This is a genomic window from Actinoplanes sp. NPDC049802, assembly GCF_040656595.1.
Classification (GTDB): Bacteria; Actinomycetota; Actinomycetes; order Mycobacteriales; family Micromonosporaceae; genus Actinoplanes.
In genome coordinates, this window is the sequence record NZ_JBFAMR010000011.1 from 98459 (window position 1) to 112661 (window position 14203).

At 71.5% G+C, this 14203-nt stretch carries 9 protein-coding genes; 4 read left to right on the forward strand and 5 right to left on the reverse strand.

The window, feature by feature from the left end; translation table 11 throughout:
• Nucleotides 1–197: 197 nt before the first annotated feature.
• Genes AB0I88_RS11110 through AB0I88_RS11120 form a run of 3 tightly spaced genes read left to right on the forward strand, consistent with a single transcriptional unit; the run spans nucleotide 198 to nucleotide 3987 of the window.
• Entirely contained in the window at nucleotides 198–2099 is a 1902-nt protein-coding gene (locus tag AB0I88_RS11110; protein ID WP_361021179.1) for an SCO2524 family protein, read from the forward strand.
• The gene (locus AB0I88_RS11115) at nucleotides 2099–3016 is read left to right on the forward strand and encodes an SCO2523 family variant P-loop protein (protein ID WP_361021181.1); all 918 of its coding nucleotides are present in this window, start codon (nucleotides 2099–2101) and stop codon (nucleotides 3014–3016) included. Before AB0I88_RS11110 ends, AB0I88_RS11115 begins: the two co-directional genes overlap by 1 nt.
• Nucleotides 3013–3987, forward strand: coding sequence for an SCO2522 family protein (locus AB0I88_RS11120; protein WP_361021183.1), 975 nt, complete (start codon nucleotides 3013–3015; stop codon nucleotides 3985–3987). Before AB0I88_RS11115 ends, AB0I88_RS11120 begins: the two co-directional genes overlap by 4 nt.
• Here AB0I88_RS11120 and AB0I88_RS11125 read toward each other — a convergent pair.
• Both AB0I88_RS11125 and AB0I88_RS11130 read right to left on the reverse strand, forming a co-directional pair.
• Complete coding sequence (locus tag AB0I88_RS11125; protein ID WP_361021185.1) at nucleotides 3953–8164, reverse strand: HEAT repeat domain-containing protein; 4212 nt, start codon at nucleotides 8162–8164, stop codon at nucleotides 3953–3955. The two genes, AB0I88_RS11120 and AB0I88_RS11125, sit on opposite strands and share 35 nt — an antisense overlap.
• A 46-nt stretch (nucleotides 8165–8210) precedes the next feature.
• Nucleotides 8211–9176 carry an FAD-dependent oxidoreductase gene (locus tag AB0I88_RS11130; RefSeq protein WP_361021186.1) on the reverse strand — a complete coding sequence of 322 codons (966 nt, stop codon included), beginning with the start codon at nucleotides 9174–9176 and terminating at the stop codon, nucleotides 8211–8213.
• 170 nt (nucleotides 9177–9346) lie between these two features.
• Between AB0I88_RS11130 and AB0I88_RS11135 the strand changes: the two genes are divergently transcribed.
• Nucleotides 9347–10288, forward strand: coding sequence for an SCO2521 family protein (locus AB0I88_RS11135; protein ID WP_361021188.1), 942 nt, complete (start codon nucleotides 9347–9349; stop codon nucleotides 10286–10288).
• A gap of 86 nt (nucleotides 10289–10374) precedes the next feature.
• Here AB0I88_RS11135 and AB0I88_RS11140 read toward each other — a convergent pair whose 3' ends face one another.
• Genes AB0I88_RS11140 through miaB form a run of 3 tightly spaced genes read right to left on the reverse strand, consistent with a single transcriptional unit; the run spans nucleotide 10375 to nucleotide 14188 of the window.
• Nucleotides 10375–10851 carry a hypothetical protein gene (locus tag AB0I88_RS11140; RefSeq protein ID WP_361021190.1) on the reverse strand — a complete coding sequence of 159 codons (477 nt, stop codon included), beginning with the start codon at nucleotides 10849–10851 and terminating at the stop codon, nucleotides 10375–10377.
• 17 nt (nucleotides 10852–10868) lie between these two features.
• Entirely contained in the window at nucleotides 10869–12656 is a 1788-nt protein-coding gene (locus AB0I88_RS11145) for an NAD-binding protein (RefSeq protein ID WP_361021192.1), read from the reverse strand.
• A gap of 44 nt (nucleotides 12657–12700) precedes the next feature.
• Nucleotides 12701–14188, reverse strand: coding sequence for a tRNA (N6-isopentenyl adenosine(37)-C2)-methylthiotransferase MiaB (miaB, locus tag AB0I88_RS11150; protein ID WP_361021194.1), 1488 nt, complete (start codon nucleotides 14186–14188; stop codon nucleotides 12701–12703).
• Nucleotides 14189–14203: the final 15 nt, after the last annotated feature.

The following is a 14203-nucleotide window of genomic DNA, read 5'->3' on the forward strand; positions in this document are numbered from 1 at the left end:
CCCCCGTTTTTCGTGTGTCCTCCCGGCCGCCGGATCGTTCTTCATTGGAGGGTCGCGCGCGATTTTTGATGCCGTTGCGCTACTTTGGAGCGTCGCCAAGGTTGGTACCTTGACGAGTGCGACATCATGAGGGAGCCGGCACCGCCGCGTGCCTCTCGGTGCGGCCGGCGAGGTCCGCAGGATGGTGGTGTGCACCAGTGAGGATCGAACCGCGACAGCACCTGCTGGAGACGTGGAAAGCGACAATCCAGAGTTCCTGGCGCGACGGCGTCTGGCACTGGGGCGGCCGCGACGGATCGAATTCGATCAGTGATGCCGAGCAGTTGCTCTGCATCCTGCTGCCAGCGACCCAGGTGGGCCCGTTCGCGCTGGACCGGCCGAACGCCACGGCCGAGGCCATGCTGGAGGCTCTCCGCCCGCTCGGCGACGAGAAGACCATCCCGCTGAACCTGGTGCGGATCGCCACCGAGTACTTCACCAGGTATGTGGACGGGGACCGGCCGGTGTTCTCCGGCGGCAGCTACTTCAAGGCCGACGAGGACGCGAAGGTGAACGAGGCTCAGCAGAGCCGTGACATCGTTGACTCGTTCGCCATCTCGGTCACCCTCTCCCTGTCCACCATCGGTTTCGTGCGGATCTTCCGGCAGTCGGTCACCCGGATGGGGCTGCGCCGCGAGCTGCGGGCGCTGGAGCGGCTGGCCAGCATCCGGCTCACCGCGGCGATGGTCGGCCTGCTGCGCAGCTTCTCCACACACGTCTTCGAGGCCGACGACGACCCCGGCCAGATCCTGCTCCAGACGATCAACAAGTCCGGCACGCCGTCCAAGACCGTGGTCAACCAGTTCCGGACGGTGCTCCAGGAGACGATCGCGTCGTTCAACGAGGTGCTGATCGGGTCGGGGCAGACGGAGGACCTGGAGAGCGCCAACGCGCTGTTCGAGTGCGGTTGGTCCTGGGGCATCGTGAGGGACGCGCCGGCGGTCGAGCTGGAGTACAAGTCAGCGAGCCGGGAGAAGGACGCGACCGCTGCCACGGGCTCCACGGACGACGAGGTGGAGGACATCGGCCCGCAGCCCGACGGGGTGGCCGAGAACAAGCCCTACCTGTATTTCACCGTGGTGGCGGTCGACGCCATCGAGGACCTCTTCTCCGAACGTACCCGGGTCCTGGGCCTGCTCAACGAGGAACAGCAGCGCCTGTCCCGTGCTCTCCAGCTGCGCTGGGACCTGACCCTCACCTACTGGGCCACGGTCGCGACCTTCGGCGGCGGCCCGGTCTGGCCGCTGGAGGACCCGCCCTGGCAGACCACCGACGGCCTGCGCAGCGAGTACTACACCCTTCTGGTGACCTCGATCGTCGTCAAGGACCTGGTCCGTAAGCGCGGTTCGGACACCCGCCTGGCCCGGATCGGCGCGGTCCTGGCCGATCTGGCCAACGAGGCCCGGGTGACCCGCAAGCACCGGCCCGGCGACTCGGGCATCAAGCTGCACTCCCCCGGGCTCCGGGTGTCGCTGGAGGGCAGCGCCGAGGACTCGGCGGACGACACCACCGCGATCTGGTTCGTCGGTGAGTTCGCCTCCCTGCTGCTGCAGCGGTGCATCGCGATCGCCGGCCTGCTGAGCGATGTGGAGGAGCGGGCCCGGCTGCTGCGCCTGGCCGACCGGGTGTGGGACCACCTCTCCCGCCGCCGGTTGCAGGAGTCCCACCACCGGCGGTTGTGGGACCAGCCGACGCTCGTCTTCGAGGAGCTGCCGGAGTACGACAAGCCCTCGTGGTATTACACCGAACGGGTGGTCGCCGGCCTGGTCAGCGCGGCGAACCTGTTGAGCGAGGAGCCGCTGGTCAACGATCGGCTCGTGGTCCGCGCCTTCGACCTGCTCTACGAAGCGGAGCACCTGTACGACATGGAGCTCATGAGGGGTTCCGCCGATGCCAGCCTCGAGGTGATGGACGTCTTGACCGAGATCCGGGCCAAGTTGGAGCGATCCCGCTCGATCGCCCGTACCCGGCCGGGCGCCGCGTCCGCCCTGGTGAACTGGGTTCTCATGGAGCTCGACGGTCTCGAGGCCGTCCGTCACAGCGAGAGCACGGCGATCTGATGTTCGTCTTCGCCGCGTCCGACAAAGGCGGCACCGGCCGTTCGGTGACCAGCAGCAACCTGCTGTATCGCAGCGCTCTGCAGGGGAACGACGTCTGTTACCTCGACTTCGACTTCGGCTCGCCGACCGCCGGCGCGATCTTCGGCATCGAACGCGCGGAGAACGGCACCACCAGCGGCTCCGGCATGCACCGTTACCTGTTGCAGGAGGTGTACCAGCCGGAGCGGATCGACGTCTGGACCGCCACCGACCGGCGTGGCATCCGGGACGGGCAGGCCAACACCGGCCGTCTCGTCCTGCTGCCCGGTGACGTGGGCGGCGGGGACTTCCCGGATCGTGCCGACCTGGTGGGCCGGTGTCTGGAGCTGTTCCTGCGGCTCAACGAGGAGTTCAGCCTCTGCATGGTGGACCTGAGCGCGGGCCGCAACCTGGCGGTCGAGATGGTGCTCAAGGTGACGGCGATGCCGGAGATGCAGAAGATCATGAGTCGCTGGCTGGTCTTCCACCGATGGACCCGGCAGCACGTGGTGGCGGCCGGCGGGCTGGTGAACGGTCCGCGAGGGCTGCTCACGATCGCCGAGAAGTCCGGGCACGACCGGCAGCAGTTCGCCAACCACCTGCGGTACGTGCGTACCGCGGTGATCGACCCGGCGCCGTCGACCCAGAGCGGTCTCACCGCGAAACAGGGCATTTGGCTCGATGAGTGCAATAGACGGCTCACTCGACTGGCCGGGGAGCACCAAGTCGGCAAAAATCTGTTATTAGGGTCGGTACCACTGGACCCCATGCTCCAATGGCAAGAACAGTTGATCACTGACAAAGACGTGGTGAGCGGCGTCGCGAACCAGGAGACCCGGAACGCGTTCGACTTGCTGGCGAGGCGCCTCGTCGACGACTCCTCTTGGGAGACCCTATGACGGTCGCGCTGCACCGCATGGATTACCGGGAGCAGGCGACGGAGGTCGTCGCCCCCTCCGTCGGCCTCTCGCACGTCTCGCTGGAACTCGGCCACCTCTACATGGAGGACCTCCAGGCCCGCGAGGGCGAGAGCAGGCTGGCGGACTACTTCGTGAGTGTCTACCCATGGGTCAAGGCCATCGAGTCGATGGGCCGCTGGGGCACCACCTCGCCACGGATCAGCACCTGCTTCCTGATCGACGACTACTTCAGCCGCCTCGACGAGCCGGGCGTCATCATCAAGAAGGTGGTCGACGCGGCCGCGAAGAGCGGGCTGTCCATCGACTACATCGCCCGTGAGTCGAGTTGCGCCGAGTTCGGCGACACCAGGCTGGCCCAGCTGGTCTTCGACCAGATCGTGCCCGAGCCGCTGCGCGGCGCCAACGGTGGCCGGCCCGCCGTCAAGGACAGTGGCTGGCTGTCGAACGGGCGGCGGTCCCCCAACACCGCGGCCGCCCCGGCGATGGCCGCCGAGCCGTGGCAGAGCCCGGAGCAGACCGCGGCGAACCGGCACTCCGTCTTCATGGACGTCGAGATCCGCGACGACGAGCTGTGGTCCTGCTCGTTCCTGGCGTCGGTGTGGCAGCTGCTCCGGCTCGGATTGCTGCGCCCGGAGGAGAAGCAGCTCACCAAGCCGGTGACGATCAAGGGCGCCTATCCGAGCGACTGGTCCGACCTGCCGCCGGTGATCAAGCTGACCGGTACGAAGAACTCGTTCTGCGCGTACCGGAGCTTCTCCATCCTGCCGACCCGGTTCATGGAGATCGAGATGGCGGCGCGCACGGTCCTGCACCAGGTCCGGGTGGATCCCCTGATCATGGAGGATCTGGAGACCCGGGCCGCTCCGGAGGGCATCGAGCTGCCGCCGACCATCCTGGACCGGATCGACTACGCCTTCATAAACGACTGGACCCCGGCCAGCGGCCGCTGAGCCGCAGCAACGCGTCCGCCGTGTTGCGGACGGCGAAATCGTCGTCCTCGGCGCAGTCGATCAGGATGTCGCGGACCTCGTCGAGGTGGGCGATCGGCGCCAGCGTCTCGACGGCCGCGCGGCGGGTCTCGTAGGCCTCCGCGGTCCGGGCCTGTGTCAGCAGCACCTGCCGCACCTCGTCGTCGGTGATCCAGTGTGCCAGTGCCCGGACCAGCACCGGCCGGATCACCGGGTCGGAATCGGCCAGGCGGGACAGCAGGTCGGCCCGGGTCCCGTCCTCGCTCAGCGCCGCGGCCGCGCGGGCCGCCGCGGCCACCACCGCCGGGTCGGTGTCCACCCGTACCCGGTCGCGCAGCACCTCCCCGGCCGGTTCGACGGCGCCGGCCCGGTCGGCGTCGCCGCCGGAGCCGAGGATCTCCACAGCCGCGGCCCGGATCTCCGGATTGGGGTCGGCGGCGGCCCGCTCGGCGATCACGGCCCAGAACCGGCCGGCGCCGTCGCGGTCCAGCACCGCGGCCCGGGCGGCGGCCGCGAACACCTCGCCCACGCTGTCGTTGCTGGTCCGGTCGAGCAGCAGCGCCGGCAGGTCGATGTCGGGCGGGCAGTCGGCGATCAGCACCCGCAGTGCCTCGAGCCGGACCTCCGGGTGGCCCTCACCGGTGAGGTCCAGCAGGCGGCGGGCGTCGGACAGCTCCAGGATCCGCCCGCACAGCCCACGCAGCGCCGCGGTCCGCGTCTCGGTGTCCGAGTCGTGCACGGCCGCGGTGATCAGCGCCCGGGTCGCGGTCGGCCCCCGGTCACCGGCGAGCGACTCGACCGCGGCCCGGCGGACCGACGGCGTCGGGTCCTGCCCGGCGACCCGCGCCAGCACGGCCTCGCGGGACGGCGCGGCCGGCAGGCCGGCCAGCCCCAGCACGGCGGCCAACCGTACGGCCGGCTCGGTGTCCGCGGTAGCCGAGCCGGTGAGGATCTCCTCGGTACGCGGATAGGCCCGGTAGGTGGTCCCGAGCACCCGGACGAGAGCCACCCGCAGCACCTCGTCCGGTTCGCCGGCCAGCCGGGTCACCAGCGTCTGCCAGGATCGCTCCCCCGGGCGGTGCCCACGCCCGGCGAGCGCCACGGCGGCCGCGCGGACGACCGCCCCGTCCGGGTCCGTCTCGATCCGTTCGAGCAGCCGCGCCTCCGGGCCGCTGCGGGCCAGCAGTCGCACCGCGGCACGGCGCACGCCGGCCACCGGGTCGGTGCGCATCCGCCGGAGCAGCAGCTCCCGCACCGGCCCGTCGCTGCCGGCCCGGGGCAGCAGGATCCCGGCCGCCGCCTCCACCACCTCGGGGGCCGGGTCGCTGCGGCAGGCGTCCACCAGATCCTCCTCCACCGCCGTTGACAGCTGCCGGGGGCGGGCCAGGACGCGCAGGGCGCCCGCCCGGACGGCCGGGTGCGGGTCGCCGCGGCGGCACTCCAGCAGGATCTCCTCGATCCCGGACTCGGCCCGCAGCCGTTCACCGAGAATCTGGACGGCGGAGAGCCGCACCGTGGAGAAGCCGTCCCGGCGGCGCGGGTCCGGCGCGACCGCCCGGACGAGCACGGCACGGGCCTCCGGGTAGACGGCGGCCAGCGGCGCGAGCGCCTGCACCGATGCGAGGCGGACCACGGCCCGGGTGTCCCCGGCGGCACGGACCAGCGGGTCCAGCGCGAGGCGGCCCTCGTCGGCCCGTTCCTGCCGGACCGCCTGATGGGCCAGCTCGCCGAGGCCGGCGACCGCGGCGCACACCACGCGGACGTCGTCGGACCCGCCGATGCGGGCTTTGAAGACCTCGTCGAAGAGGTCGTCCGGCCGGGCCAGGATGGCCGCGATCCGGGCGGCGGAGGCGGCCGCCGGGTTGCCGACGATCTCCACCCCGACCGTGCGATACCAGTCCAGGTAGGCCTCGCGGTCCGGCCAGTTCGGTCCGATCGCCTCGATCGCCGGAATGAACTCGTCGACCAGCAGGTCCGCGTAGTCGGGGCCGGGCAGGTCGCGGTCCGGTGTGGCGGCGCAGTGCTCGATGAGCCGGACCACTTCGCGCAGCGCCAGCTCGGCGGCGTGCCGGGCGTCGGCGATCTGCCGCACCCCGGCCAGGCACTGCACGGCGAGAGCGACGTTCCACGGCGGGCCGGGGCGGGGCGCCCGGCCGGACGGTCCAGGATGCTCCCACCACTCCGGGTTGACCTCGGTGATCAGCAGCTCGACCAGCTCCGCGGCGAAACCCGCCGACAGCTGACCGGCGACCAGCCGCAGGGTCTCGCGCCAAGCCGGATCGGCCCAGTTCTCCCGGAACACCGCCCGGATCTCGTCGAACCGGGACCCGCCCGGGCTGAACCGCTCGATGATCGCCCAGGCGCAGTAGAACTCCTGGAAGGTCCGGTGCACGAAACGGTAGTCGGCCCGGCCGTACCGGCCCAGCACGTAGCTGCGGCGGCGGAGCTGGTCGATGGCCTGCCGGGCGAACTCGCTGGCGTCGGCCCAGCCGAGACCGTGCCGTTCCAGATGCTGGGTGAAGATCCGGCGCAGCTGGTCGCCGCCGACATGGTCGCGGTGCCCCAGCCGGCCGGACATCATGTCGAAGGCCAGCCCGCGCAGCAGCTCGTGTTTGACCTCGGAGTCCAGGCGCTGCGAGGCGGCCGGCGCGTCCACCATCCGGCTGTCGTCCCAGCTGTCCACCAGGGTGACCGCCACCTGCTCGTACAGCCGCCAGCGCTGTTTCGGCAGCATCCGGTGCCGGCCGATGACGGCGAGGATGCTGAGCAGCATCGGGTTGCCGGCCAGCTCGGTCAGCTCCGGCGAGCGGCGGATCGTGCCGATCACCACCTCCCGGCGGACCGTCGCGTCGGTGCCCCGGGCCTCCGGCAGCGCCTCGAACCAGCGGCGCAGGAACTCGGCGGTCTGCTCGGGCACGAACCGCTGGAGCGTGTGGTGGGCGAACCCGGCGGCGGCGAGCGCCCGCCGGTTGTACTCCGCGGGCCGGGTGGTGACGAGGACCCGGGCCTCCGGGAACGTCTCGGCGAACGTGGCGATCTGCCCGGCCGTCTCCTCGCGGATCCGCCGTTCCAGGATCTCGTCCAGGCCGTCGAAGACCACCACCGCCGGATCGCCCCGGGCCAGATGCAGATGGAGCCCCTCGGGTTCCTCCTGGTAACCGTCGGTGGCGGCGCGGTGCGCGAGGTACTCCCGGAAGTTGCGGCACTGCCCGGCGGCTACCGCCGCGGCATAGGAGCGCAATTCGACGAGTACGGGCAGACGACCCGCCAAGGACGCCAGCCGCTCGTCGGCATGTGCCCGGGCCAGCGCCAGCGTCAGGTAGCGGACCACCGCCGACTTGCCCGCCCCCGGGTCGCCGACCAGCACGAACCGCCGTTGCGCCGGCTCGCACAGCACGTCGAAGACCGGTTGTCCCGGCCAGGACAACGGCAGCGCGTCCCGGTCCAGTCGCTCGGCCTCGCCGGCGCCCTCCCCCCACGGCGCCCGGCCCAGCTGGGGTGGGTGGTCGGCGCGGGCGAACGGCTCGACGAAGACGTCGAACAACTGCGTGCCCAGGTACGGAGAGGACTGCTGGGCGAGGTTCAGCAGGTCGAGCCCGCCGTACTGCTGGCGGAGCCGCTCGAAGTAGTGGGCCGTCACCGCGGCGCTCAGCCCCGGGGCCACCGGCGCGACCGGGACCGCGGCGGCGCCCCGGGACCGCTGCTCCAGCAGCTTGTGGACGGCGGCGTAGACGAGCAGGCTCAGGTCCGCCGGGGAGTCGAAGAAGCTGCACAGATGCTCGCGCTGGAGCACGTCGCGCAGCGCGTCCACCTGAGCGGCCTTGGGGCCCCGGTCGACGAATCTCACCGGCCAGGCGGCGCGGTCGCTGAGCAGGAAGATCAGGCAGTCCTTGCCGCTGGCGACGGCGTGCTCGTACTCCAGATGGGTGATCGACTTCGACTGCTTGGGCGGGGTGTAGCCGTACCGCCAGCCGAAGATGCCGATGTAGATGTCACAGGACTCGACGTCGTCGAGGCAGCGCGCGAGCGGGGCGGTGGCGCCCGCAACGTACTCCTCCATGGTTTTGAAACGCAGCCCGATGAGGCCGAGCGCATGGCGGACGGCCTCGCGACACTCCTTCAGATCCTCGAAGGTCGCGGAGATGTAGGCCTCGCTCAAGCGAATCTCCCCTCGCCGCGTTCCCCCTAAAACGCCGCGTAGCGAATCAATATAGTCGCGTCAGGCAAGCCTCCACCATGGACGCGGTGTCCCGGCCGCAGCCCCAGGAGACGGTCACGCCACCGCCGCCGTGGCCGTAGTTGTGGATCACCACCTGCCCGCCCAGGGTGGTGGTCTCCAGCCGGATCCGGTCGCGGACCGGCCGGTGCCCGGAGCGGACCCCGATCACCGGCGCGTCCCGCAGCAGCGGCTCGATGCCGGCACAGCGGCGGCGGATCCGCTCGACCGCGACGGCCTCCGGAAGCGCCACCCCGCCGGGCGCCTCGATGGTGCTGCCGAGCACGACCGTGTCACCGTGCGGGATGTAGTAGGTGAGCTCGGGGCCGTCGCCGTCCTCGGCGAAGAACGTGTCGATGCCGGGATTGCGAACCACCACCACCAGACCGCGCACCGGGACCAGGCCGGGATCACCGGCCAGCCGGCGCGCGCCGCTGCCGCTGCAGTTGACGATCACCGGGGCCTGACCGGTCAGCTCCCGCAGCGACCGCAGCTCGCGCCGCTCCACGTGGACGCCCTCGGCCCGCAGCCGGGCCATCAGGTACTCCGAGTAGACCGGCATGTCGACCGCGGCCGTGGTGTAGCGCCAGGCGCTGCGATACGCCGGCCAGGCCCACTCGTCGCACCGCTCCAGGTCCCCGGTGAGGTGCAGCCAGGGATGCGGATCGGCGACGCCCCGGGAGACCTCGACGCCACGCACCATGGTGACTCCGGCGGCACGCGCGGCGGCCAGCTCGCGGAAGGCGGTCAGGCCCTCCCCGGCCCAGCGCTCGGCCTCCGGATGATCGACCAGGAACGGCCCCCACATGGCGCCGGCGGCACAGGAGTCCGTGGCGGGCGGCAGCCTCCGGGCCACGACACTCACCGAGAGCCCTCGCCGGGCCAGGCACAGTGCGCTGGTCAAACCGCAGACGCCCGCACCGACCACAATGGCATCGATGTTGGTAACGGTCACCCCCCGACACTAACGGCTTACTCGGCGGCGTCGCACGGGCAGAAATTTCGGCACCCGGCCGCACCTCGGCCGACCTCGGCCGACAAGCCCTTATCCTTCCGGCGCGAGGTGATTGCCGGGTCTCGCCGCAGAACGTCACGATGGAATCAGAAAACGGCCGCGGAGGACTCATGTTGGCATTCGGAGAGGTCCAGACCGGCCTCCTGCAGAACTCCGCCGCCCTGCCCCGGCGCGCCACCGAACACCTGCTCCGCAACGAGGCCAACGAGCGGGTCCGCTCGGTCGAACGGCCCATCGCGCGGTCGATCTCGCCGGACCATCTCGAAGGGGTGGACTGCCGGCTGCCGACCACTTCCGGACGCCAGACCCGGGCCATCGGCACGGTCGTGTCCCGCGCCGTCGTGGTGGCCGGTCATGTCGCGCAGGGTTCGGCGTACGCCCGGGTGGCGCCCGCCCGGACCACCATCCGGCTGCCCTGGTCGCACTACCTGGCCAGTCCCGGTCATCTGGAGGCGATCGGCAGACTCGACCAGTCCGACCTGGAACAGGGCGTGCTCACCGGGACGCGGACCGCGGAGACACTGGAACTGAGCGCGATCGCGGCGCGGATGCTCGACACGGTCCAGCGGTCCCGGCTGATCGACCACGCCCCGCCGCTGCGCACCCCACGGGTCCGGCTGCGCTGGACCGCCCGGCTGGACCGGACGGTGGACCGGCCCGGCGGCACGTTCACGCTGGTCTCCGACGACATCCGCTCGCTGCGGCTGCGGGTGCCGACCACGGACCTGGGCGCCGTGGTCGCCCTCTGCGAGGACCTGGCCCTGCACGACTGGCTGCTGACCACCGTGCTGTCGGTGCTCGACTCGACGCTCGCCCACGACCACAGCCGGGCCGAACGGGTCAGCCGGCTCCAGCCGCTGCTGGAACACCTGCCGCATCTGTGGATGCCGGCCGCGCACGTGCCGGAGGAGATGCTGCCGATCTGGTCGGCGCTGAATCAGCGGCCCGGGTTCACCCGGCAGTGGGACGGGGCGATGGCCCGGGTCCGGGATCAGATCACCATCGGCGCCCTCGATCTGTTGCAGGCGACCTCCGGCAGACCGGCGCGGTGAACCGCTGCGCTCGCTGTCTGCTGCAGGGCGCTTTCAGCGAACCGGCGCGGTGAACCGCTGCGCTCAGGATCTGTTGCGGACCGCTTTCAGTGGACCGGCGCGGTGAGCCGCTCCGCTCCCTCGGGCCAGACCCGGACGACCCGGCGGCCCATCGCCTTGGCCCACTCCACCGTCTCGGCCGTGCCGCCCCGGCCGCCGGTGGGATCGCCGTCCCAGATCGCGACCAGGACGTCGCTGCGCTCCACCACCTCGCGGCTGGCCGCCTCGTAGGCCGCCTCGGGCGGGCCCGCCACCTCGAGCCGGGTCACCCGGCGGGCCTGGCGCAGCAGGCGCGGAGGCGGCGCGGCGGGCGGTGCCGTGGCGGCCGGCACCGGAAGCACCACGTCGAAGGTGCCGCGGCAGGCGCGGACGGCCCGGGCGAAGATCTGGTCGGACCCCTCGGCCAGGCAGGTGACCCCGTGCACCCGTGGATAGCCGGACAGCAGCTCGACCAGCTCGCGAAGGATCAGCCGATGGGTGGCCGGCCGCAACCGGATGTGCCCGGTGACGCCGATCGTCGTCATGCCCGCTCCCCAGGGGGTCACGCCGGGTTCAGCGCCCGGCTGACTCCATTGTCCGTCAAACGGACCACCCGGAACCCGGCGTCCGCCAGGATCTGCGGAATCTCCAGCACGGCGGCGCGACATTTGGCACGTCCCTCGGGCCCGAGCTCCTCCCAATCCACCAGATCGGGCGACTCCCGGCGGGCACGGTCACGCTCCGCGCCGTGCACCCAGCCGTTGCCGCGGGCCACCTCCGCCCAGCGCTGCTGCTCCCGGCGGGCGAGCAGTTCCACCTCGGCCTCGGTGAAGCAGAAATCGTCGTCGCCACCGTCGGCCGGCACCACGGCGCAACCGGCCATGTGCAGCTTCAGCCCGAAGTCACCGGCCTGGAGCCGGTTCGACCGGCGCAGCTCCTCGTCCAGCTCGGACCACGGGCACAGCGCCGGGCTGCTGCCCAGCCGCTCGCCCCGCAGCAGGCAGGCCTCGACGAACCGCTCGTGGATGAGCCGGCCCAGCCGCTCCGACAGGTCCTCGGCGATCAGCGCCGGGTCACAGCCGGCCGCGACAGCCGAGAAGAGTTTCACCCGGCCGTCGATCGGGTCGAGCAGCGGCTGCTCCCGCTGGTCCCGGCTGAACGCCTCGGTGATCGCGGCGAGCGCGTCCACCACCACGATGATGTCGCCGGCGACCCGGCCCCACAGGCGGTGCTCCCGCAGCGCCAGCTCCAGCCCCACCCGGTCGTCGGTGTAGCAGAGGAAGGCCCGGTCGTAGCCGGCCCGGCCCGGGTCGTCGAGGAGGGCGGCCACGTCCGTCTCGTACGCCGTCACCCGGCACCCGTCCGGAACCGCCCCGCCACGCTGGGCGAACCTGTCCCGCACCCGGATCGCCTCCGGCGCCACCAGGTCCACCGCCACCCGCTGCCCCGGGTTCGACCGGCGCAGCCGCCAGTGCCGGGCGATCTCCACGATCAACGCCGGGACCAGCGAGGAGTCACCGGCCACCAGCAGCCGCGGCACCCGGTCCGGGCGGTTCGGCAGCGGCTGCTGGTCCAGCAGCACGTGCACGGCCAACTGGTCCAGGTGGAAGAAGTCGAGCCGCTGGCCGGGCGAGTGCGGCACACCGAGCCGCCGGGCCTGGAGGGTGAGCGCCCAGTCCGCCTCGTGGATCTGGGCGTAGACGGCGATGTCGCCCGGCGGGGCGGCCATCCGGGCGGCGGCCGCGGCGATCTCCAGGTTGGCGGCGCTCGTCTCGGCACAGGCGTACAGCATCGCGGCATGCGGGACGCCGGCCCCGCGCAGCACGTCGGCGTCGCGGGCGTCGCCGTTGACGCCGAGCATGCCCCGGCGGCGCAGCTCCAGCGGGCCGATCGGCTGCGTCCGGACCACCACGACGCGGTGGCCGCTCAGGTGCAGGCGGTGCGCCAGCGTCCGGGCGACCGAGGAGTCACCGCAGACCACCACGTGCCGGCGGGAGCGGCGGGCCCGCAGGCGCCGCATCTCGCTGGCCAGCAGGACGCGGGCCGCCTCGGCGAAGGCGTACAGCGTGACGATCGGGGCCACGAAGCGGGCCACCTGGAGCGCGGGCGGGAACTCGGTGCCGCCCTCCAGCGGGTCGGAGCCGAGGACGAACAGCTGCAACGTGCCGTACAGCAGGTTCAGCGGGTCACGGTCGGTGACACCCTGCTGGGCGAGGTACTGATCGAGGCCGACGAAACCGAGCACCAGCGCCAGCACCCCGGCCAGGGCGAACACGGCCCGCGTGACGGTGACCGCGGGCTGGCCCTGGTCATCGCCGAAGGACAGCGGGGTGCGCGGAAAGGTGGCCATCGATCCACATTGTCACACCCCGCTGCCATGCGGCTACGCGGCGGTCAGAGGGCGCATCCTTCGGACACGGGCGGCAGCGGGGCCGGCACACCGACGCCGGGCAGGCCGAGCGACACACCCTTCAACTTCGGGGTACGCCCGGACTCGTACGCGTCTCCGGCCCGGGTACGACGGTGGCTGAGCGGGTTGCCGTCGGCGTTCAGGTGGTGCGGCGCGGCGTAGGTCACCACGGTCTCGACGATGTCACCGGGACGCGGCGTGATGTCGCCGGTGGCGAAGTGCACGAGGCGGCCGTCGCGGGACCGGCCGCTGAGCCGTCCGGTCCGCTCGTCCTTGCGGCCCTCGCCGACCGCGACCAGCACCTCGACCTTCTCGCCGACGAGCTTCCTGTTCTCGGCCCAGGTGATGTCCTCGAGGGTGGCGATGAGCCGGTTGTAGCGGTCCTGGACGACCGCCTTCGGCACCTGCTCCTCCATGGTCGCGGCGGGTGTGCCGGGACGCTTCGAGTACTGGAAGGTGAAGGCGCTGGAGAACCGCGCCCGGCGAACCACCTCGAGGGTCTGCTCGAAGTCCTCCTCGGTCTCACCGGGGAACCCGACGATGATGTCGGTGGTGATCGCGGCGTCCGGCATGGCGTCCCGGACCCGTCCGATGATGCCGAGGAACTTCTCCTGCCGGTAGCTGCGCCGCATCGCCCTCAGCACCCGGTCGGAGCCGGACTGCAGCGGCATGTGCAGTGAGTGGCACACGTTCGGCGTCTCGGCCATCGCGGCGATCACGTCGTCGGTGAAATCCTTCGGGTGCGGGCTGGTGAACCGCACCCGCTCCAGGCCCTCGATGTCACCGGTGGCCCGCAGCAGCTTGCCGAAGGCGAGCCGGTCACCGAACTCGGCGCCGTAGGAATTCACGTTCTGCCCGAGCAGGGTGACCTCGAGGACACCCTCGGCGACCAGGGCACGGACCTCGGACAGGATCTCGCCGGGCCGGCGGTCCTTCTCCTTGCCGCGCAGGCTCGGGACGATGCAGAACGTGCAGGTGTTGTTGCAGCCCACCGAGATGGAGACCCAGCCGGAGTAGGTCGACTCCCGCTTGGTCGGCAGGGTGGAGGGGAAGACCTCGAGCGACTCGAGGATCTCGACCTGCGCCTCCTCGTTGTGCCGGGCGCGCTCGAGCAGGGCCGGCAGCGAGCCGATGTTGTGGGTGCCGAAGACGACGTCGACCCACGGCGCCTTCTTGACGATGTCGTGCTGGTCCTTCTGCGCCAGGCAGCCGCCGACCGCGATCTGCATGCCGGGGTTCTTGAGCTTGGTGGGGCGCAGGTGGCCGAGGTTGCCGTAGAGGCGATTGTCGGCGTTCTCCCGGACCGCGCAGGTGTTGAAGACCACGATGTCCGCCGCGTCCGCGTCGGCGGCGCGCAGATAGCCGGCGTCCTCCATCAGCCCGGAGATCCGCTCGCTGTCGTGCACGTTCATCTGGCAGCCGTAGGTGCGCACATCATAGGTACGCGGGGCGCCGCTCATCTCGGTAGTCATGGCAATTGACCAGGC